This window comes from Nonomuraea sp. KM90, from assembly GCF_052246675.1.
In the GTDB taxonomy this organism is placed as follows: domain Bacteria; phylum Actinomycetota; class Actinomycetes; order Streptosporangiales; family Streptosporangiaceae; genus Nonomuraea.
The window spans coordinates 43,520-62,965 of the sequence record NZ_JBQQCB010000061.1 but is presented as its reverse complement, the minus strand read 5'-3'; the positions used below and the strand labels follow the sequence as shown (position 1 = coordinate 62,965).

Genomic DNA, 19,446 nt, shown 5'->3' with positions numbered 1-19,446 from the left:
CACCCCCGCCCCCGCCCGCACCCCAGCCCCCGCTGGCACCGCCGCCGCTTCCCGTGACTGTGCGTCGCGGTGGCAGGGTGAGGTTACCCGCATGTGGGCCCGCCTGCTCCTGCGGGCGCTGGGCATCCGCCTGGAGGTCGTCGTCGAGGCCGCCGGAGGGGCGGCGGGCGACGACCCGTCAGGCGGGACGCTCGTCGTGGCGAATCACGTCTCCTGGCTGGACCCCCTCGTCATCGCCGCCACCCTGCCCTCACGCCCCCTGGCCAAGCGCGAGATCGCCGGCTGGCCGGTCATCCGCACGCTGGTGGCGGGCGCCGGCGGGCTGTTCATCGACCGGGAGCGCCTGTCCGCGCTCCCGTCGGCCGTGGCGGCCGTCGCCGACGCTCTCCGGGCCGGGGACACGGTGGTCGCCTTCCCGGAGGGCACCACGTGGTGCGGGCGCGGCATGGGCAGCTTCCGCCCGGCGGTGTTCCAGGCAGCGGTCGACGCGGGCGCGGCCGTCCGCCCGATCACGCTGCGTTACCGCGAGGGTACGGTCACCTCCACCCGCGCCTGCTACGTGGGCGACGACTCGCTGCTCGCCTCCATGTTCCGGGTGGCCGCCACCCGGGGCCTGGTCGCCGAGGTGAGGCTGCTCGCCCCCGTACGCCTCGCCCCCACCGCACCCCGTCAGCGGGCCCGGACCGAACTTGCCAGGATCTGCGAGACCCGCGTACGCCAGGGCATCCCCGATCGCCACGGCGCCCCGTCGCGAGGAGAAGGCGTTTGATGCCCCCGGGACGATGGTAGAGGCGTATTTAGCAGGGGATATGGAGATCGCCCCGCTATCGGGAGCCTTCCACGGAGAAGGCGTGATAGGCGGTCTCCGCGGTCGCTGAGACCGCCGGATCGGGGGAACCCAATGCGCAAGACCCTCACCGGGCTGGGCCTGGCGTTCTTCTTGACGCTAGCCCCGGCAACTGCTGCGACGGCCGACACGCCGGTCGCGCCGGTCGCGCAGAGCCAGGTGACACCCGCACCGCAGCCGAACGAGACCAGGGATGAAGGCGGCGGCAACGCCGGCCTGTGGGGCCTGCTGGGCCTGCTCGGCCTGCTGGGCTTCGCGGGCATGCGCAAGCACCGTAACCACGTCGGCACCGCCGAACACATCCCGCACCGCACGACGCGCCCGTAACAGGGCCGGCCCCGGCCGCCGGCCGGGGTGACCATCCGAGGTGGCACGGCTGCCGCACAGCAGCCGTGTCACGCGGTGGCGCGAAGCGGATCAAGTGGGTTAGGAGCTGCGGCGCCACCGCGCCGGCGCCCCCGGCCGCGGCCACGCCGACGGCGAGCGGGGGTGCCTTCCCCGTCACGCTGCAGCACACGTACGGCAGCACCACGATCACCGCGGCGCCCCAGCGCGTCGTCACCGTCGGCCTCCTGGACCTGTACGAGGGCTACTTCGTCTTCGGCAGCCAGGACCCGCGCTCCCGCCTGCGCGGCTCGCTCGGCTTCCAGCTCCCCACCGGCCTCGGACCCGCGTGCTGCAACTCGGCGAGGAGGTCGCGGTCGCCCGTGGCTGCGGGGCTCATGGGCGTTCATCGTGCTGAGCGCCGATCTGAGGGCCCGCCTGCTGATCCCGGTCGTGGAGCTCCCGGTGGGCGTGGTCGCGGGCGCCCTCGGCGCGCCCCTGCTGCTGTGGCTTCTGGCCCGGTCCCGGCGGCGCTCGACGTTCTTCGACGACCAGGCGTTAGGCGGTGAAGTAGTGTCCCGCCTCGAGGTCCGGGAGGAGCGCGGGCCGGTCGGGGGACCAGTCCAGCAGCTTCCTGGTCAGGTCGCTGGTGGCGGGGACGTCGAGGGAGAGGACCATACCGAGGAAGCCGAAGTGCTCCATCGCCTCCTCGGGGGAGATGGAGGCCACCGGCAGGCCCAGGTGCCGGCCGATCACCTCGGCGATCTCCCGTACCGGCACCCCCTCCTCGGCGACCCCGTGCAGGCGCGCGCCCGCGGGCGCGCCCTCCAGCGCCAGCCGGAACAGCCGCGCGGCGTCCAGCCGGTGCACGGCGGGCCAGCGGTTCGACCCGTCGCCCGGGTAGGCGGAGACCCCCTTGGCCCGCGCGGTGGCGATCAGGCCCGGGACGAAGCCGTGATCACCCTCGCCGTGCACCGTCGGCGGCAGCCGCACCGCAGACGTCCGCACGCCGCGCTCGGCGAACGACAGCGCCGCCACCTCGGAGTCGTACCGGGGCGCCCCGAACGATCCCGGGTCGGGCGCGCTGTCCTCGGTCGCGACGCGGCCCGCCGCGAGGCCGGCGGTTCCGGAGGCGATGACGAAGGGCCGGCCGGTCCCCACGAGCGCCTCCCCGAGCGCCTCGATGGCCCGCCGGTCGGTCCGGACGGCGGCCTCGAAGTCGGTGAAGTCGTGGACGAACGCGGTGTGGATCACGCCGTCGGCGGCGGCCGCGCCACCGCGCAGGCTGTCCAGGTCGTCGAGGGAGCCGCGGTGCGCCTCGGCCCCGGCGGCCGCCAGCGAGGCGACGGCCCCCTCGGAGCGGGCGAGCCCGACGACCTGATGCCCGGCGCCGAGCAGTTCGCGGACGATGGCGCTCCCGATGAACCCGGTCGCACCCGTGACGAATACGCGCATGATGAAACGCACTCCTTGGCAAGGGCAGGTGAGAACCGGCCGCACGTCGCAGGGGGCCGGTGCTTCCACCTTGCGCCCGCGGAGCGTCCCAGGTCCAATGAATGTTCCGCAAGCCGCATCGCGTTTCGCGCATCACCACAGCTCAAGGGGTTCGGCCATTAGGCTGGGTGCATGCCCGAGTCGCCATCGCCGCCGGACCTCGACCTGCACCTCGTACGGAGCTTCACCGTCCTCGCCGAGCACCGGCACTTCGGCCGCGCCGCCGAGACCCTCCACCTCACCCAGTCGTCGCTGAGCCGGCAGATCGCCCGCCTCGAACAGCAGCTCGGCGCCCGCCTGGTGGACCGCACCCCGCAGGGCAGCCGGCTCACCGAGGCGGGGGAGGTCTTCCTGCCGCTCGCCAGGGCGGTCCTGCGGTCGTCGGCGCAGGCGGCGGCGAGCGCCCGCGCCGCCGCCCGGCCCAACCGGATCACCGTCGGCTACACCGCCAACCTGATCGTCACGCCCGCCGTGCGCGAGCTGCGCCACCGGCACCCCGACGCCGACGTACGCACCCTGCACGTGGCCTGGAACGAGCCGCACACCGCGCTGCTCTCCCACCGGGTGGACGTGGCGGTGGCCCGGCTGCCGTTCCCCACCGACGGGCTCCGCGTGACGGTCCTCTACGACGAGCCCCGGGCCCTGCTGGTGCCGCGCGACCACCGCCTGGCCGGCAAGCAGTCGATCACCCTCGACGACATCGCCGACGAGCCCCTGCCCCGCGCGCCCGACCCCGTCTGGGACGCCTTCTGGCGCATCGACCCCCGGCCCGACGGAAGCCCGGCCCCCGACGGCCCCTTCCTCGAGGCCGTGGAGGACAAGTTCGAGCTCGTCGCGGGCGGGGAGGCCGTGGTCATCGTCCCGGCCGGCGCCAACTTCACCGGCCTGCGGCCGGACCTCACCACGGTTCCCCTGGAAGGCGTCGAGCCGAGCCACGTGGCGCTGGCGACCCGCGCCGGCGACCGCGGCCGCCTGGTGGCGGCCTTCCGCAAGTACGCCCAGGCCCACCTCACCGGTCAGCCGGGGGGCGCCACACCGGCCTGACCGAGCGAGGTTCCCGCGTCGGCGCTACCGAGGAAGCTCGGTGCTGCACCGGAGGGTGTCGCCGTCGCGGGCCAGGCCGAACACGGCGCCCAGCTTGCTCGGGTCGTCCGGCAGGTAGTCGGGCGTCCTGATGCCGGCGATGATCTTCGTCCCGGCGGGCATGGCCGCCGGATCGATGGTGATCAGGACCTGCCCGCCCGCCTCCTTGCTGCTGTCCATGACCTTGTCGAAACCCGGGATGTCGGTCGGGGACGTGCAGAACTCGTTGATCCGGATGTCGGCCGGGATGCCCGCCTGCGCCAGGGTGCTCTCCAGGATCGCCGGGTCGAGGGTCTGCTCCTTGGTGAGCTTGACGGTGACCGTACCGTCGGCGTTGCTGTCGACGGAGAAGGCGGCGAGCTGGACATGCACGCCCGCGGGAGGCGCGTTGACCTGCGCCCCACCGGTCATGACCACCAGCGACAGCCCCCCGGCGACGGCGGAGCCCGCCGCGATCGCCGTGACCTTCCTGCGGCGGCGCGCCCGGCCCCCCGCGACGATCCGCTCGACGGGGGTGCGCATATGCACGCCCTCCATCGACTCCCTCATGGTGTCGAAGACGTCGTTCATGTTTGGCCCTCCTGGGTGATGGCGGTGGCGAGGTCGCCGCGCAGCGTGGCGACGGCCCGTGCCAGGTGTGCGGTTACGGTGCCCGGAGCGATGCCGAGGGTCTTGGCGGTGGCCTCGGTGTCCAGGTCGAGGAAGACCCGCAGCGCCACCACCTCCCGCTGCCGCCTGGGCAGGCGCCGCAGGGCGGCCATCAGCGCGGGGTCGATGCCCTGCGTCTGCTGGTGTCCTTCGGCGTCATGGCCGGCCAGGGCGACCTCGCGGCGGCGCCTGCGCCACCACGAGACGCGGGTGTTGAGCGCGGTGCGCACGATCCAGGCGCGCGGCGCGGGATGCGCCCGCACCTTGCGCCAGCCGCTCCACGCCTGCACGTAGGCCTCGGCGACCAGGTCCTCGGCCAGCTGCGGATCCCCGGTACCGACCAGTACGGCCCGCAGGCACGCGTCCCTGCTGTCCCGGTAGAACTCCTCGAACTCCAGTTGCTCCACACCCTCTACACGCTTGGGAGCGCCATCACACTTACCGGAAACCTCCACGATTGTGTCGCCTGTCGATGGAGGCGGCGACCCCCGCCGTACCGCCGCACATCTCCGGCGACGTCGGAGATGTGCCGGTCCCGCACACGGGGGTAGCGCCCGGATATGCGCGTTGCCACGCTGAACCTCTGGGCCAGGCACGGCTCCTGGAGCGAGCGCAGGGAAGTGCTGATCGCCGGTTTGCGTGACCTGTGCCCGGATCTAATCGCCTTCCAGGAGTCGGTCGTGACAGACGACTACGACCAGGTCGTCGACCTGCTGGGCCCCGGCTACCACGTCGTTCACCAGGAGCAGGGCGAAGCCGACGGCACCCGGGCCTCGATCGCCAGCCGCTGGCCCCTGGGCGAGATCCGGCAGAGGAGACTGGCCGTCACCACCCGCGTGAACCTGTCGGAGTTCGCCGGCTGGATCGGTCTCGCCGAGGTTCTGGCGCCGGAGCCGCTGCTGTTCGTCAACCACAAACCCTCCTTCCGCCTCGCTCACGAGCACGAGCGTGAGCTGCAGGCCGTCCATGCGACGAGGCTGATCGAGGAGGTGCTGGGTGAGCGGGGTCTGCACGTGGTGGTGGCCGGGGACTTCGATGCCCCGCCGGAGGCGGCCAGCGTCCGCTTCTGGAGCGGCCTGCAATCCCTGCGGGGAACCAGCGTGGCCTACCGCGACGTCTGGCAGTGGACCCATCCACACGATCCGGGGCACACCTTCACCCCGGTCAATCCTCTCGTGAAGAACGGGAACTGGCCCCTGGAGGCGGGCAGGCGCATTGACTACCTCTTCGTCCGCTGCCACGGAAACGGCCCGACGCTGCGCCCGGAGAACTGCCGGCAGATCTTCGACCGGCCGGTCAACGGCATCTGGGCCAGCGACCACTTCGGCCTTGCGGCGGATCTGCAAGCGGCCCGGTGACGCTCGGACGGCCCCCGGCTCACCGCCTTCTTCAGACGCTCCTGATCCCGAGCTGGGCTGTCGTGAGCAGCCGACCGGCCCCTGGGCCCGTCATGGACGCCCTCGCGCCGGCCGCCGGCGGCGGTCAGGCCGGGACGACGTGGCCGACGCGGAAGAACCCGTCCGGGTCGTAGGCCCGCTTGACCGCTCGCAGCCGCCCGAGGTCGGCCGCCGTGTACGCCGCCGCGGTCCGCGAGGTGTCCGCCAGGAAGTTCAGGAAGGTCCCCCCGTTGGCGTACGGCCGCAGCTCCCCGGCCAGCTCGGGCACCACCGTGTCCACGATCACCGACAGCTTCGTGGAGCGGTGCGTGACCGGCCCCGCGTCCGGGCCCGGGCGGCCCATGGCGCCGCCCCAGTGCCGGATCTCGATGGTCTGCGCGTGCTCGGCCGCCCGCACCAGCGCGCCGACCACCTCGTCGGTCACCGTGTCGAGCAGGTCCAGCTGCCGGGCCGGCGTGCCGCCCATGGCCGTGGCGGCGTACGTGGTGGTCCGGGTCTCGTCCAGCAGCGCCGGGCCCGCGGCCCGCCACAGCGGCGCGAGCAGCCGCCTGGCCTGTTCGGCCGTCCCGGCGTGCACGACCTTGAGCTGCACGACGTGCCTGCCGCGCACCGCCGCCGGCACCTGCTCGTCGCCGGGCATCCGCCTGAGCACGAGCGCGGTGCTGATCTCGTCGGGGGCGTCGTCGATCCAGCTCCGGTACGCCGCCAGCATCGGGGCCGCCGCCTCGATCGGGAAGTACGCGAACCCCGAGAACACCTCGGCCACCGGGTACAGCCGGAACTCCAGCGAGGTCACCACGCCGAACCCGCCCCCGCCGCCCCGCAGCGCCCAGAACAGCTCGGGGTGGCTGTCCGCGCTGGCCGTGACGTGCCGGCCGTCCGCCAGCAGCACCTCGGCCCGCAGCACGCTGTCGGAGGCGAAGCCGTGCTTGCGCCCGAGCCAGCCCAGCCCACCGCCGAGCGTGTAACCGGTGACGCCGACCGTGGGGGACGAGCCCGACAGCGGCGCCAGGCCGAACGGCGCGGCGGCGGCGATCACCTCGCCCCAGCGCGCGCCGGGCCCCACACGGGCGATCCGGCGGGCCGGGTCCACCAGCACCGACGCCATCGGGGAGGTCCTGACCAGGATGCCGTCGTCGCACGCGGCGTGCGTGCCGTGCCCGGTGGCCTGCACCGCGAACGGCACCCCGTGCCCGCGCGCCGCCAGCAGCGCGGCCCGTACGTCGCCGGCCCCGTACGCCTCGGCGACCAGCGCCGGGCGGGCGTCCACGGAGGGGTTCATGGACCGGCGGCCCTCGTCGTAACCGGCCTCGCCCGGCAGGTGCGCCGTGCCGGTGAACCCGGGGAGGCGGATCTCGTCCTGGATGCTGTACGGCTGGCTCATCTCTTCGGCCCTTCTCTGCGGTGATCTCGTGTGATCACTGTGCTCGAGGGCGCTTACGGCCGCGTTCCCGTCGACTTACGTCGCCCCTTAAGTCTCTTGAGGGCTCCAGGATCCGGGCGGGACGCGGGTTCCCGAATCCGCCGCCCGTCGCCGCCCCGCCTACCCCCGGGGTCGTACGGCGACGGCAGGGGCCTACCCCAGGGGGACATCTTGGTTAGGTAAGGCTAAGCTAATCGCCGAACGACAACGGTAAAGCATGTGCAAAGAGGAGAATCCATGGCCACAGTCCCGCGACGTGCCCTCGTCGCCCTCGGCGCCGCCGCCCTGCTCGGCGTCGGTGCCTGTGGCGGGACGGCCGCGCCGCCCGCCGCCGGGTCGTCCGCGACGGCCGCCGCCTCCGGCTCCGCGCCGGCGCAGGGCCCCTGGACCTGGAGCGACGACCGTGGCAAGAACGTCTCGCTCCCGCAGCGGCCGCAGCGCGTCGTCGCCCAGTCGGCCGCGGCGGCCGCGCTCTGGGACTTCGGCGTGCAGCCGGTCGCCGTGTTCGGCCCGCACAAGCTCAAGGACGGCGGCCGCGACCCGGAGGTCGGCGAGGTCGACATCTCCAAGGTGGAGTCGATCGGGAACGTGTGGGGCGAGTTCAACGTCGAGAAGTACGCCGCGGTGCAGCCTGACCTGCTGGTGTCGGGCATGTACCTGAAGGACACCCTCTGGTACGTCCCCGAGCAGTCGCTCGAGGCGGTCGAGGCGGTCGCGCCGACGGTCGGCGTACAGCTCAGCGGCAAGCCGCTGGTGCAGATCATCGAGAAGTACGGCCAGCTCGCCGCCGCCCTCGGCGCGGACCCCGAGGCCCCGGCCGTGGTCGAGGCCAAGAACCGCTTCGACGCCGCCAGTGCCGCGCTGAAGACCCTCGCGGCCGAGAAGCCCGACCTCAAGGTCATGATCGTCACCGCCACCCCCGAGTCCCTGTACGTCGCGTACCTGCCGGACCACCCCGACCTCAAGTACTGGGGCGAGCTCGGCCTGAACATCGTCTATCCCGAGCGGCCGACGGAGAGCGAGGGCGGCTTCTGGGAGGTGCTGAGCTGGGAGAACGCCGACAAGTACCAGGCCGACGTGATCCTCGTGGACGCGCGCTCCCAGTCGATGAAGATCGAGGAGATGGCCAAGAAGCCCACCTGGGCCAAGCTGCCCGCGGTCAAGGCCGGCCAGCTCTACCCGTGGCACGCGGCCGAGCGCTACAGCTACCTCGGGTACGCCAAGGTCATGGAGGAACTGAAGACCAACCTCGACAAGTCCCGCGACGACGTCGTCAAGTAGGCCGCCGTCAAGTAGGCCGCCGTCAGGTGACGGGCACGATCTCGGCCCGCGTCAGGACGCCCCGCTCGATGGTGAGCAGCCCCACCGTGCCGTGCGGCTGGCGGCGGCGGTCGGTGGGGGAGCCCGGATTGAAGATCCGCAGCCCCTCACCCGACTCGTCGAGCGGGATGTGCGAGTGGCCGAACACCACCAGGTCCGCGTGCGGGAAACGGAGCCGCATGCGGGCCAGGCGCCCCTTGGCCGGGCCGCTGTCGTGGATCATGCCGACCCGCAGCCCGTCCAGCGTCAGCTCCAGCGTCTCCGGCGCCACCACGTCGGGCCCGTCGTTGTTCCCCTTCACGACGTGCACGGGCGCGTACGCGGCCAGCTCCTCCAGGACGGACGGCACGCAGACGTCACCGGCGTGCAGGATGACGTCCGCACCCCGCAGCTGCTCGGCGACCCGGGGCGGGCACGACCGCCACCGCCTGGGCGCATGCGTGTCGGACAAGGCGACGACTCTCACCCCGTCACTCCTGCCCGCTCCGCACACCACCCATCCCGGCCCCGGGCGGCCCCGCGTAATAGCCGGGCGGGGCGATGAACATCGACTGGAAGTGGCGGGCGAGCCCGTCGTCGTCGCAGTCGTCGCCGCCCTCACGGTCCAGGCCGATCGACGCCTCGGGCAGCAGCGGATGCCACCGGTCCGCGAGGTCGACCGGCTGCCCCAGCTCGGCCAGCCGGGCCAGGACGATGTCGGCGGGGGCGGCGAAGACCGGGATGCCGTACAGGCTCACCTCGATCGAGCTCGCGTCATCCGGCCGCCAGATCTCGAGGGTGAACAGCAGGCCGTCGGCCGTGAAGGAGGCGTACACCGAGAACGAGGCGTCGAGCCCCCGCGTGCGAAGGCAGAGCGCGCCTCCGGGAGCCGTCGCGTCCACGACCTCCCCGTAAGCGGCCAGCCCGGCTCTGACCTGCGTTTCGTCCATGCCGAACCGCAGGCCGTCCAGCCCCGAGCCGACCTGGACGTCGAGCTTCACGGCATCTCCTCCTTGAGCAGCGAGCCGACCCAGGCGTCCACCCGGACGCCCCGATGCCGCCGGAGCCGCTTCCTGAGCGTCCCCTCGATCAGGAAACCCGCCCGCTCCGCGACCCGGCGCGAGCCCACGTTACCGACCTCGGCCCGCCATTCGATCAGCTCCAGACCCTGGGTGGCGAAGGCCCACCGGCAGGCGGCGCGGACCGCGTCCGTCGCCACGCCGCGCCCCCGGGCCCGCGGGTCGACCCAGTAGCCGATCTCGGCCGTGCCGTCGCCCCGCGGGCCCAGGCCCACGCGGCCGAGCCGCTCGCCGGTGGCGGCGTCCGCGGCCAGGAACTCCAGCCGGCCCGCCGAGATCAGGCGTACAGGTCCGCCAGCCACGCCCGCCACGCCGGCCCCTGGTCGTCCGCGCTCACGAACAGCAGGTGGGAGGCGGTCATGGAGCCGCCGAACCCCTGGAGGAAGCGGTACATCGCCTCGCCGGAGCGGATGCCGACCGTCTGGGAGTTGCGGTGGTAGACGACGCCCTCGAAACGGTCGCCGGGGCCGAAACGGACCCGGTCGCCGGGGGAGGGCGGCCCGCCCAGGGCCGCGTTCAGCCGCTTCCACGCGTCCGGCCAGTCCGTGACCGGCGGGCCGAACTCCGTCAGCGGCGTCGCCGCCCGCCCCGTGAAGTGGCCCAGGTATTCGGCCAGCGTCGCCACGTACAGCTCCAGACCCCTGGACATGGCCTCGAACTCGTCCTGCCAGTCGTCGCCCGGCAGGAACCCGCTGGTCACCATGCGAATCAGCGTGCTGCCCCGCTCCCGGCCCTCGATCATGAACTCGTAGGCCACGAAGCGCCCGTCGTCGCCCTTGTCGCTGGCGTGCGCGAAGCGCCGCAGTGGCTCGGCGCCGGTCACGGTCGACGGCGGCATGTCGAACGGGCCGAACGCGGTGCGTACGACGCCGTCGGCAATCTCGTTGCGCCCCATGAACCAGGAGTCGATGCCCGGCCCGGTCGAGATCGCCTCCCAGACCTCCTCCGGCGTCGCCCCGACCGTCGCCTCGTGGGGGAGCTCGAACTCGTGCCCCACGTCAGCGCTCCTTCACGGTGGGGTGGACGGCCACGATCAGCCGATGCTCGCGCCCGCCCTCGGCGGACTCGTCATGATATTTGCTGACCAGGGAGGTCACGCACTGTGCCAGCTCCTCCGCGAACGCCGCCCGGTCGGCCGCCGACGCGAAGCGCACCTCGCCGTCGATGGCGAACGTCGCCACCCGCTTCTGCGCCTTCGCCGCCCCGGTGATCAGGGTGCCGACATCGCGGACGAGCTGCGCGGCCAGCGCCAGCAGCCAGCGCGCCGACAGCCGGTCCGGCGACCTGGCGGGGTCGGGCTGCACGGAGGCCAGCGCGACGGGGGAGATCACGAAGGACGCGGCCGTGGCCTGCATCACGCGCTCGGTGACGTTGCCCTTCCTGCGCTCCTCGACCAGCTCCACCAGGCCGTGCCGCTCCAGCGTGCGCAGGTGGTAGTTGACCTTCTGCCTGGCCAGGCCCACCTTGGCCGCCAGCGACGTCGCCGAGCCGGGCTCCACCAGCTCCGCCAGCAGTTTCGACCGCATGGGGTCGAGCGACGCCTCGGCCGCCGCGGGGTCTTCGATCACCGCCACTTCGTACATGGGAGCACGATGGCACCGAAAAAAATCATTGTCAAGACAGCCGGGCTGCTCGGTCCTCCAGGTACCGCTGCTCCGGCAGGCTGGTGGTCAGGCGGGCCGCCTCCCGGTACGCGGCCAGCGCCGCCTCCGCGTCGCCCTCCATCTCCAGCAGGTGGGCGCGTACGGCGGCCAGGCGGTGATGCCCCGCCATCCGGTCGTCGCCCGTCAGGTCGTCGAGCAGGTCGAGCCCCGCCCGCGGCCCCCGCACCATGGCCGCCGCCACCGCGTGGTTGAGCCGCACCACCGGGTTGTCATCGACGCCCGCCAGCACCCCGTACAACGCCAGGATCTGCGGCCAGTCCGTCTCCTCGGCGCTCGGCGCCTCGTCGTGCACGGCCGCGATGGCCGCCTGGACCTGGTAGGGGCCGACGACCGTGGTGGACAGCGCCTTGGTGACCAGCTCGACGCCCTCCTCGATCAGCGCGCGGTCCCACAGGCCGCGATCCTGCTCGGCCAGCGGGATCAGCCGCCCGTCCCCGTCCGTACGGGCCAGGCGGCGCGCCTCCGTGAGCAGCATGAGCGCCAGCAGCCCCGAGACCTCCCCGTTCCCGGGCAGCAGCCGGTGCACGGCCCTGGCCAGCCGGATCGCCTCACCCGTCAGGTCCGCCCGGAGCAGCTCCGGCCCGGAGGTGGCGGTGTAGCCCTCGTTGAAGATCAGGTACAGCACGTGCAGCACCACCCGCAGCCGGTCGGCCCGCTCGCCCTCCGGCGGCATCCGGAACTCCAGGTCGGTGGCCTTGATGCGCTGCTTGGCGCGGCTGATGCGCTGCGCCATCGTCGCCTCGGGCACCAGGAACGCGCTGGCGATCTGCGCCGTCGTCAGCCCGCCCACGGCCCGCAGCGTGAGCGCGAGCTGGGAGGGCTGCGACAGCGACGGATGGCAGCACAGGAACAGCAGCGTCAGCGTGTCGTCCTGGTCCGCCGCCCGCTCCTCGCCCGGCGCCGGGGCGGTGAACTCGTCGGCCGGCACGCTGACGGCCACGCTCTCCTCCCTGCGCCGGCGCGCGTGCTCGCTGCGCATCTGGTCGATGACCCGGCGCGCCGCGACCGTGATCAGCCAGGCCCGCGGGTTGTCCGGCAGCCCCTGCTCCGGCCACTGCTGGGAGGCGTCGAGCAGCGCCTCCTGCACGGCGTCCTCGCACGTGTCGAACTGCTCGTAACGTCGTACGAGCGCGCCCAGGACCTGCGGCGCCAGCTCCCGCAGCAGCCCCTCGACGTCGCTCACCCGTTCACCTCGTCGATGACCGGCCGCACCTCCATCGCGCACAGCCGCGCGTCCGGCCAGCGCGCGGCGATCTCGGTGGCCCGGTCGAGCCCGTCGCACTCGACGACCAGGTAGCCGGCCAGGTATTCCTTGGCCTCCGGGAAGGGGCCGTCGGTGACGGCGGGCACGCCGTCGCGCACCTTCACGGTCCGCGCGCTCGCGGGCCCGTCCAGCGCCTGCCCGCCGACGAGCTCGCCGCTCTCGACGAGCTCCGCCATCAGCGCGTCGACCTCGGCCATCACCTCGTCGCCCACCGGCGACCCGGGGTTGGCGTAGATCATCAGCATGTACTTCACACGACTCATCCTAGGGGTCCACGAACCAGTCCATCCAGGAAAGCCCCAGCTCAGCGGCCGGGCGTCCGGCTGTACGCCGGGCGGTCTAGGCTCGACCCGTGCGAGAACCGGATCTTCACGGCATAGCCTCGCGGCTGGTCACGGTCCCCGGCGTGGTGGCCGTCGTCCTGGGCGGCAGCCGGGCCCGCGGCACCCACCGCCCGGACTCCGACATCGACCTCGGCCTCTACTACCGGGGCCGGCTCGCCGTGGCGGAGCTGCGCGCGCTCGCGCGGGACGTGACGGGCGAGGACACCGAGGTGACGGAGCCCGGCGGGTGGGGGCCCTGGGTCGACGGGGGCGGCTGGCTGACCGTGGACGGGTGGCGGGTGGACTGGATCTACCGCGACCTCGACCGCGTGCACCGGGTCTGGCGAGACTGCCTCGACGGCCGCTACGAGATCGGCTTCCAGGTCGGGCACCCGCTCGGCTTCTACTCCTGCGCCTACGCGGGCGAGGTGGCGCTGTGCCGCGTGCTCGCCGACCCCGGGGGCGAGCTCACCGCCCTGCGCGAGCAGGTCGCGCACTATCCGCCCGCGTTGCGGGAGGCGCTGGTCAGGGGGCTGTGGGAGTGCGACTTCGCGCTGATGACCGCCCGGTACGGGGCCGCCGGGAACGATCCGGCGTACGCGGCGGGGGCCGTCTTCCGGGCGGTCGGGGTCGCCTGCCAGGCGCTGCACGCGGCGGACGGGGCGTGGCTGATCAACGAGAAAGGCATGATCGCCTCGGCCGACCGGCTGCCGTCGGCGCCGGAGGGGTTCGGCGAGCGGGCACGGGAGCTGCTGGCCGGGGTCGGGCACACGCCGGAGGAGATCGGCCGCACCGTCGACGCGGCGGCCCGGCTCGTCGCGGACGTCCGCACCGCCTGCGGCGCGTGAGCCCCTGGTCCGCCGAGCGCCGGTCCTGAACACGGGGCGCAAGCCCGAATACATCAGACATCTGACGAGTCGATATGTTCGTTACCACGAGCCTGGAAGGGAGCGCGTGGTGACGGAGATGTTCGGGCTGTGGCACGGTGCCGCGGCCGTGCGGGATCGGGCTGCGGCGAGCGGGCGGGAGGCGGGCCGATGACGGTGGTCTCACGTCCCGCCGACACCGGGCCCGTACTGCGGGCCGACGGCGTGGACCTCGTTCGCGACGGCCGCCATCTGCTGCGGGAGGTCTCGCTGACCGTGCACCCGGGCGAGCACTGGGCACTGCTCGGGGCCAACGGCGCCGGCAAGAGCACCCTGCTCGGGCTGCTGGGCGCCGTCACCCACCCCAGCCGTGGCACGGTCGAGGTGCTCGGGCGCACGATGGGCCGGGTGGACGTCCGCGAGCTGCGCTCCTACCTGGGGCACGTCAACCCGCGCCACGCCCCGGACGGGCCGCTGCGGGTGCGCGACGTGGTGCTGACCGGCCTGACGAACACCGCCGCACTCGTGCCCCGCTGGACGCCCACCCCGCTGGAGGCGCGACGGGCCGACGGGCTGATCGCCATGCTCGGGATGGGCCATCGGGCCGAGGCGACCTGGCCCACCCTGTCCCAGGGCGAACGCGGGCGAGCGCTGATAGCCCGCGCCCTCATGCCGCAGCCCCGGCTCCTGCTGCTCGACGAACCGGCCACCGGACTCGACCTGGCCGCCCGCGAGCAACTGCTGGCCAGCATCGACGCCCTGCGCGCCCGGCACCCGTCGCTGGCCACCGTCCTGGTCACCCACCACCTCGAGGAACTCCCGGCCACCACCACACACGCCATGCTGCTGCGCGGCGGCCTGTGCCTGGCCGGCGGCCCGGTGGCCGAGGTCCTGACCAGCGACCTGGTCAGCGCGTGCTTCGACCACCCGGTACGCCTCGTCCGCAGCGACGACGGCCGCTGGGCCGCCCGCGCCGAGCCCGTCCCCGTCACCATGCCCGGCGACCCGGCGGACCCGCCCCCACCGCCCTCCGCCGCGACCACCCCCGCAGCCTGACGCCCCGCGGCCGGACCCGCCGCCACGGCCGGAGTGAGGGCTCGGCCCCGGGTTGCCGGAACATATTTCCATCTGGCAATATGAGCACGTGAGCGCCTACGCAGCCCTGGCCGAGCCGCACCGCAGGCAGATTCTCGACCTGCTGCGTGACGGCGAGCGGCCCGTCGGAGAGTTGGTGCAACACCTCGATCTCAGCCAGCCCGGCGTGTCCAAGCACCTCAAGGTGCTGCGCGAGGCCGGGCTCGTCGTGGTGCGCACGGAGGGCAAGCAGCGGATGTACGCGCTGCGCCCCGAGCCCCTCGCCGAGGTCGACCAGTGGCTGGAGCCCTACCGCGTCTACTGGTCGAGGCGCCTCGACGCCCTGGAACGACACCTGGAGGACAACCCATGATGCACGGAACCCTGGAAACGATCGACGGCCGCCCGGCGCTGCGCTTCGAGCGCACGCTCCCCTACCCGATCGAGCGCGTGTGGCGAGCCGTCAGCGTGCCGGCGGAGCTCGAGAAGTGGTTTCCCGCAGCCGCCGACTGGATACCGGCGCCGGGCGAGACCTTCGAGGCCGCCGGGGCGACCGGCGAGGTGACCGAGGTCGATCCACCCCACCGCCTGGCGTGGACCTTCGCCGGCCAGCTGTACAGCTTCGATCTGTCCCCGCACGAGGACGGCTGCCGCCTGGTCTTCATCCACGTCGTCGACGACCGCGACCTCTCCGCGCAGACCGCCACCGGCTGGGAGGCCTACTTCTCCCGCCTCGAACCGCACCTCGCGGGCAAGGACGTCTCCGAAGAGGACGCGCACGAGGGGTGGGCGGAGATGCACGAACGCTACGCCGAGCGCTTCGGGGTCGACCCGGCGCCGGGCCGGCGCTTCGCGGCTGCTCTGCGCGGGGACGACGGCGCGGGCGCCGCGTCATGAGCCGCTTCTCCCGGGGGAGGAGGTGCGGGTGAGTTTCCGGCTGGCGGCGTACGGCGTGTGCGTCGAGGACGGGCGGGTGCTGCTCGCTCGTCACGTACCACCCGTGGGCGAACACAGCTGGACTCTTCCCGGCGGAGGGGTCGAGCACGGGGAGGATCCGTTCGACACGGTGATCCGGGAGGTCGCCGAGGAGACCGGCTGTGACGCTGTGGTCGAGCGCCTGCTCGGCGTGGACTCGCGGGTGATCCCCGCCGCCGTCGCCCGTGCCGGTGCCACGCACCAGAACGTCGGCGTCTTCTACCGGATCCGCATCACCGGCGGCCGGCTCCGGCCCGAGCCGGACGGCGAGATCGCCGAGTCGGCGTGGACTCCGATCGCCGACGTCGCCGGCCTGCGCCGAGCGTCGCTGGTCGACATCGGCCTCGCCCTGGCGCAGACCGTTCCGGCGACCGGCCACGTCGCTCCGGTCCCGGTCGGCGGCCTGATCCAGCACTGAGCGTCATACCCACGAGCGCATCAGCATCCGAGCCCACCACGCCGCGTGCGTGATCGTCTCGCCGGACACGATCGGATGAAGCCACCAGAAGTTGACCAGGACGATGAGCGCGACCGCGCCGACGACGGCCGCCCCCGCCGCTCTCCTGACCGACGCCGTTCCCCCGGGCCCGAGCACGAGCCCCGCGGCGATCACCAGCGCCAGCACCATGAAGGGCACGACGGGGAGCATGTAGAACAGGTACATGGTGCGGTTGTCGGCGACGGCGTAATAGAACCACGGCAGCCACCCGGCCCCGTATCCGAGCAGCACCGCCCCGGCCCGCCAGTCCCGGACGGCCGTGTACCGGGCGACGAGCACGACGAGGGCGAGCAGCGCGAGGTACCACAGCGCCGGTGTGCCGACGCCCAGGACGGCCTGCGAGCAGTCCTGGGCGGCGCAGGCGTCCGGTGGGCTCACGTAGTGGAAGGCGACGGGACGTTGCAGCAGCGGCCACTGCCACGGCTCCGACATGTACGGATGCCGGGCGTCCAGGCCGGTGTGGAAGCCGAGCACCTGGAACTGGTAGCCGAGCCACGAGCGCAGCGAGTCCAGCACGAAGAAGCCGGGCCCGGACCGGGTGGCCTGCTCCCAGCCGCGTCCCCAGCCCTCCGCCCGCAGGAACCAGCCGCTCCAGCTCAGCACGTACACCGTCGCGGGGACCAGGGCGAACGCGCCCGCCAGACCTTGTAAGGCGGCCACCGGACGCGCCCGCCGGCCCAGTGCCCGCCCCGCGCCCGCGTCCCACATCAGTGAGAGCGCGGCGAAGGCGAGCAGGAAGAAGACCCCCGACCACTTGACGGCGCACGCGGCTCCCAGGCACGCCCCCGCGGCCGGCCGCCACGGCCTCAAGCCCGGCCGGGGCCCGGCTGACGGGAGCCGTCGCCTGGTCCAGTCCCTGTCCGCCACGACGCAGGCGAAGGCGGCCAGCACCCAGAACATCAGGAAGACGTCCAGCAGCGCCGTCCGCGAGAGCACGAAGTGCAGGCCGTCGAGAGCGAGCAGCAGACCGGCCAGGCAGCCCAGCAACGTGGACCGGGTCATCCGCCGGGCCACCCTCGCCATGATCAGGATCGACAACGTGCCCGCCACCGCGCCCGCGAACCGCCAGCCGAAGGGCGTCATGCCGAACAACCACTCGCCGATGGCGATCATCCACTTGCCGAGCGGCGGGTGCGCGACGTACTCGGCGCATTCCTCGACGGTCGGGCAGCGCCGCCAGATGCCGAGGTCACCTGCCATGATCATCCGGTCGGCGACCGGGTCCTCGCTGGTGCCCAGCGTCATGCGCTCGACACCGAACGTCAGCAGCGAATAGGCGCCCTTGATGTAGTGGGTCTCGTCGAAGACCACCGCGTGCGGTTCGCCCAGCCGGAGGAACCGCAGGGCGCCGCCGAGCACGGTGACGAAGAGCGGCCCCGCCCATCCCCACCACCCGTCGGCCGGCATGGGCGGAACCAGCCGGCGCGCCGTGCTCCGGGCAGGGCTCTGGGCAGGGCTCTGGGCAAATCTCTGAGCAGGCAGGTTCACCCTTGAACCGCCGCCAGGTTGAGCACGGCCAGTTCGGGCCCGCAGGAGGAGGAGTCGCAGGCCTGCCGGCTGAGCACCAGCCCGGGGGAGGAGGACCCGCCGCCGTGCCAGGCGACCCCACCCGATGACGTCTTCGGGCCGAGCTCGGCGTCCTGCCCGGTGGCGAGGTCGTGCACGGTCGTGCCGAGGTCGATGAAGCGATCGGCGCGGATCTGCGACGACGGCGAGAGACTGCCGCGTACGGCCCGGGGCTCGCCACCGCCCTGACCCCACACCACGGTACGGCCGTCCAGCGTGGCCACGCACCAGTTCGGGCTGCAGCGCATGCCCGTCCCCCCGCGCGGCGCCGGCAGGGAGGTGCGTTCGCCGGTTTCCAGGTTGACGAGCACGCTCTGGTTGCGGCCGGTGTCGTGCCGGCGGACGTCGGACGCCCACGGCCAGGACACCAGGTGCAGGCCGCCGGTGCCCGGCAGGGCCTGGGGTGCGCCACCGGTGATCGGGACGGCGTACAACCCGCCCTGGCGGACCGACCAGACGACGCGGTCGCGCAGCACGCCGAGGCGTTCCACCGCCGCCGCCGGCCCGCTGAGGCGCGCCAGGAGGGCGGCCTGCCCGCCGGCCCGGGGCAGCACCCACACGTCCGTGGCCCGCTGGGCGCGTACGTCCCGGGCCCACCAGGCGATGTGCTCCGGGCCGGGCTCGACGGCCTGCGGGTGGTAGCCGCGGGCGCCGTCCGGCCGGGGCAGGTCGCCGAGGACCCTGGCCCTGCCCGCCGCGGTGTCGTACACCTCCAGCCTCCCGCCCCCGCCGGAGGACGTGCCGGCGCGCAGCAGCAGTTCGGTGGCGCTCAGCGCGGTCACCGGCGTGTACGCCAAGCCGTCGGAGGCCGCGGCGGGGATGGTGGTCATCGCGGGCGACCAGATGTTCCCGATGGAGACGGCGGAGGGCGAAGGGGTGGCGGAGGCGTCGCGGCGGCCGAGATCGGCCAGCGATCCCGTCGCCAGCACCAGCGCGGTGACGGCCGCGGCGGCGAGCGGCACCGAGGCCGTCAGAGCCCGGCGGCGGCGGCGCAGCCGGCGGCCGGCCCGCACAGCCGCGCCCACGTCCACCCCCGACGGCGGTTGCTCGTCCGGCACCAGGTTCTCGAACAGCGGCTTGAGATCCATCATCGGTCCTCCTTGGTCGGCGTCACCTCGAGGAGCGCGCGCAGGGTCGCGAGCCCGCGCGCGGTCTGGCTCTTGACGGTCCCGGCCGAGCAGCCGAGCGCCGCCGCGGTCTGCTCGACACTCAGGTCGCAGTGGAAGCGCAGCACCAGGGCGGCCCGCTGGCGCGGCGGCACCAGGGCCAGCGCCCGGCGCAGGTCCATGGCCAGGTCGGCGTCCCACCCGTGCACGGCGGCCTCGGGAGGGGCGGGCTCGGGAGGGACGGCGCTCAGCCTGGTACGCGAGAACCAGCCGCCCCGCTGCTCCCTCAGGAAGATCCGGACCAGGATCACCCGTACGTACGCGTCCAGGTCCGCCGCCTGGCGGGCGTGGCGCCATTTGACGTACAGCCGGGTGATCGACGCCTGCACCAGATCGTCGGCGCGATGCCAGTCCTGGCACAGCGAATAGGCGATCCGGCGTAACCAGAGCAGGCGCCCGCGGACGTACGCGGTGTACTCCTCGTCCGCACTCAAGAGATCCACAACCTCCCAGAT

At 73.3% G+C, this 19,446-nt stretch carries 25 protein-coding genes; 10 read left to right on the top strand and 15 right to left on the bottom strand.

Going from position 1 to position 19,446, the window contains the following annotated elements:
• Positions 1 to 91 precede the first annotated feature (91 nt).
• Both ACTWPW_RS39475 and ACTWPW_RS39470 read left to right on the top strand, forming a co-directional pair.
• Positions 92 to 769: a lysophospholipid acyltransferase family protein gene (locus tag ACTWPW_RS39475; protein WP_443171677.1), complete on the top strand. Its 678-nt coding sequence runs from the start codon at positions 92 to 94 to the stop codon at positions 767 to 769.
• Positions 770 to 901: 132 nt separating this feature from the next.
• Positions 902 to 1,174: a WGxxGxxG family protein gene (locus ACTWPW_RS39470; protein WP_375112017.1), complete on the top strand. Its 273-nt coding sequence runs from the start codon at positions 902 to 904 to the stop codon at positions 1,172 to 1,174.
• A 262-nt stretch (positions 1,175 to 1,436) separates the two neighbouring features.
• On the opposite strand, the gene ACTWPW_RS39465 is transcribed toward ACTWPW_RS39470, so the two are convergent.
• Together ACTWPW_RS39465 and ACTWPW_RS39460 are read right to left on the bottom strand one after the other, a co-directional pair.
• Complete coding sequence (locus tag ACTWPW_RS39465) at positions 1,437 to 1,571, bottom strand: hypothetical protein (protein ID WP_443171676.1); 135 nt, start codon at positions 1,569 to 1,571, stop codon at positions 1,437 to 1,439.
• Between the two features lie 158 nt (positions 1,572 to 1,729).
• Positions 1,730 to 2,626: an SDR family oxidoreductase gene (locus ACTWPW_RS39460; protein ID WP_443171675.1), complete on the bottom strand. Its 897-nt coding sequence runs from the start codon at positions 2,624 to 2,626 to the stop codon at positions 1,730 to 1,732.
• A gap of 171 nt (positions 2,627 to 2,797) precedes the next feature.
• On the opposite strand from ACTWPW_RS39460, the gene ACTWPW_RS39455 reads away from it, so the two are divergent.
• Entirely contained in the window at positions 2,798 to 3,709 is a 912-nt protein-coding gene (locus ACTWPW_RS39455) for a LysR family transcriptional regulator (RefSeq protein ID WP_443171674.1), read from the top strand.
• Between the two features lie 24 nt (positions 3,710 to 3,733).
• Here the strand turns inward: ACTWPW_RS39455 and ACTWPW_RS39450 are convergent, their stop codons facing one another.
• Together ACTWPW_RS39450 and ACTWPW_RS39445 are read right to left on the bottom strand one after the other, a co-directional pair.
• Positions 3,734 to 4,318, bottom strand: coding sequence for a hypothetical protein (locus ACTWPW_RS39450; RefSeq protein ID WP_443171673.1), 585 nt, complete (start codon positions 4,316 to 4,318; stop codon positions 3,734 to 3,736).
• Complete coding sequence (locus ACTWPW_RS39445) at positions 4,315 to 4,803, bottom strand: sigma-70 family RNA polymerase sigma factor (protein WP_375112022.1); 489 nt, start codon at positions 4,801 to 4,803, stop codon at positions 4,315 to 4,317. Before ACTWPW_RS39445 ends, ACTWPW_RS39450 begins: the two co-directional genes overlap by 4 nt.
• 153 nt (positions 4,804 to 4,956) lie before the next feature.
• Between ACTWPW_RS39445 and ACTWPW_RS39440 the strand changes: the two genes are divergently transcribed.
• Positions 4,957 to 5,754, top strand: a complete 798-nt coding sequence (locus tag ACTWPW_RS39440; RefSeq protein ID WP_443171672.1) for an endonuclease/exonuclease/phosphatase family protein — start codon at positions 4,957 to 4,959, stop codon at positions 5,752 to 5,754.
• 124 nt (positions 5,755 to 5,878) lie between these two features.
• On the opposite strand, the gene ACTWPW_RS39435 is transcribed toward ACTWPW_RS39440, so the two are convergent.
• A complete protein-coding gene (locus ACTWPW_RS39435) occupies positions 5,879 to 7,177 on the bottom strand; it encodes an FAD-binding oxidoreductase (RefSeq protein ID WP_375112024.1) in 1,299 nt (432 codons plus the stop codon).
• A 276-nt stretch (positions 7,178 to 7,453) separates the two neighbouring features.
• Here ACTWPW_RS39435 and ACTWPW_RS39430 point away from each other — a divergent pair, with 276 nt between their 5' ends.
• Positions 7,454 to 8,497, top strand: a complete 1,044-nt coding sequence (locus ACTWPW_RS39430) for an ABC transporter substrate-binding protein (RefSeq protein WP_375112025.1) — start codon at positions 7,454 to 7,456, stop codon at positions 8,495 to 8,497.
• A gap of 22 nt (positions 8,498 to 8,519) precedes the next feature.
• Here the strand turns inward: ACTWPW_RS39430 and ACTWPW_RS39425 are convergent, their stop codons facing one another.
• From ACTWPW_RS39425 to ACTWPW_RS39395, 7 genes are read right to left on the bottom strand one after another with little or no spacing between them, the layout of a single operon-like run.
• Entirely contained in the window at positions 8,520 to 9,002 is a 483-nt protein-coding gene (locus ACTWPW_RS39425; RefSeq protein WP_443171671.1) for a metallophosphoesterase family protein, read from the bottom strand.
• Positions 9,003 to 9,006: 4 nt separating this feature from the next.
• The gene (locus tag ACTWPW_RS39420; RefSeq protein WP_443171670.1) at positions 9,007 to 9,516 is read right to left on the bottom strand and encodes a hypothetical protein; all 510 of its coding nucleotides are present in this window, start codon (positions 9,514 to 9,516) and stop codon (positions 9,007 to 9,009) included.
• Positions 9,513 to 9,896, bottom strand: coding sequence for a GNAT family N-acetyltransferase (locus ACTWPW_RS39415; protein WP_443171669.1), 384 nt, complete (start codon positions 9,894 to 9,896; stop codon positions 9,513 to 9,515). The genes ACTWPW_RS39420 and ACTWPW_RS39415 overlap by 4 nt, the downstream gene beginning before the upstream one ends.
• A complete protein-coding gene (locus ACTWPW_RS39410) occupies positions 9,872 to 10,591 on the bottom strand; it encodes an SRPBCC family protein (protein ID WP_443171668.1) in 720 nt (239 codons plus the stop codon). The genes ACTWPW_RS39415 and ACTWPW_RS39410 overlap by 25 nt, the downstream gene beginning before the upstream one ends.
• A 1-nt stretch (position 10,592) precedes the next feature.
• On the bottom strand, positions 10,593 to 11,177 hold the full coding sequence (locus tag ACTWPW_RS39405; RefSeq protein WP_375112030.1) for an ArsR/SmtB family transcription factor: 585 nt from the start codon (positions 11,175 to 11,177) through the stop codon (positions 10,593 to 10,595).
• A 31-nt stretch (positions 11,178 to 11,208) separates the two neighbouring features.
• Positions 11,209 to 12,441, bottom strand: a complete 1,233-nt coding sequence (locus ACTWPW_RS39400; RefSeq protein WP_443171667.1) for an RNA polymerase sigma factor — start codon at positions 12,439 to 12,441, stop codon at positions 11,209 to 11,211.
• Complete coding sequence (locus tag ACTWPW_RS39395) at positions 12,438 to 12,767, bottom strand: YciI family protein (RefSeq protein ID WP_375112420.1); 330 nt, start codon at positions 12,765 to 12,767, stop codon at positions 12,438 to 12,440. The genes ACTWPW_RS39400 and ACTWPW_RS39395 overlap by 4 nt, the downstream gene beginning before the upstream one ends.
• Positions 12,768 to 12,874: 107 nt before the next feature.
• Here ACTWPW_RS39395 and ACTWPW_RS39390 point away from each other — a divergent pair, with 107 nt between their 5' ends.
• From ACTWPW_RS39390 to ACTWPW_RS39370, 5 genes are all read left to right on the top strand, one after another.
• Positions 12,875 to 13,693 carry a nucleotidyltransferase domain-containing protein gene (locus ACTWPW_RS39390; protein WP_443171666.1) on the top strand — a complete coding sequence of 273 codons (819 nt, stop codon included), beginning with the start codon at positions 12,875 to 12,877 and terminating at the stop codon, positions 13,691 to 13,693.
• A gap of 189 nt (positions 13,694 to 13,882) precedes the next feature.
• Positions 13,883 to 14,767 (top strand): ABC transporter ATP-binding protein, encoded by an 885-nt coding sequence (locus tag ACTWPW_RS39385; protein ID WP_375112033.1) that lies wholly within the window; start codon positions 13,883 to 13,885, stop codon positions 14,765 to 14,767.
• An 88-nt stretch (positions 14,768 to 14,855) separates the two neighbouring features.
• The gene (locus ACTWPW_RS39380) at positions 14,856 to 15,158 is read left to right on the top strand and encodes an ArsR/SmtB family transcription factor (RefSeq protein WP_375112034.1); all 303 of its coding nucleotides are present in this window, start codon (positions 14,856 to 14,858) and stop codon (positions 15,156 to 15,158) included.
• The gene (locus ACTWPW_RS39375) at positions 15,155 to 15,682 is read left to right on the top strand and encodes an SRPBCC domain-containing protein (RefSeq protein WP_443171665.1); all 528 of its coding nucleotides are present in this window, start codon (positions 15,155 to 15,157) and stop codon (positions 15,680 to 15,682) included. The genes ACTWPW_RS39380 and ACTWPW_RS39375 overlap by 4 nt, the downstream gene beginning before the upstream one ends.
• 28 nt (positions 15,683 to 15,710) lie before the next feature.
• Positions 15,711 to 16,178 carry an NUDIX hydrolase gene (locus tag ACTWPW_RS39370; protein ID WP_375112036.1) on the top strand — a complete coding sequence of 156 codons (468 nt, stop codon included), beginning with the start codon at positions 15,711 to 15,713 and terminating at the stop codon, positions 16,176 to 16,178.
• A 3-nt stretch (positions 16,179 to 16,181) separates the two neighbouring features.
• On the opposite strand, the gene ACTWPW_RS39365 is transcribed toward ACTWPW_RS39370, so the two are convergent.
• The 3 genes from ACTWPW_RS39365 to ACTWPW_RS39355 all read right to left on the bottom strand — a co-directional run bounded on the left by ACTWPW_RS39365 (position 16,182) and on the right by ACTWPW_RS39355 (position 19,434).
• Complete coding sequence (locus ACTWPW_RS39365) at positions 16,182 to 17,666, bottom strand: dolichyl-phosphate-mannose--protein mannosyltransferase (RefSeq protein ID WP_375112037.1); 1,485 nt, start codon at positions 17,664 to 17,666, stop codon at positions 16,182 to 16,184.
• 77 nt (positions 17,667 to 17,743) lie between these two features.
• A complete protein-coding gene (locus ACTWPW_RS39360) occupies positions 17,744 to 18,916 on the bottom strand; it encodes a hypothetical protein (protein WP_443171664.1) in 1,173 nt (390 codons plus the stop codon).
• The gene (locus tag ACTWPW_RS39355; RefSeq protein ID WP_443171663.1) at positions 18,913 to 19,434 is read right to left on the bottom strand and encodes a SigE family RNA polymerase sigma factor; all 522 of its coding nucleotides are present in this window, start codon (positions 19,432 to 19,434) and stop codon (positions 18,913 to 18,915) included. The genes ACTWPW_RS39360 and ACTWPW_RS39355 overlap by 4 nt, the downstream gene beginning before the upstream one ends.
• Between the last annotated feature and the right edge of the window lie 12 nt (positions 19,435 to 19,446).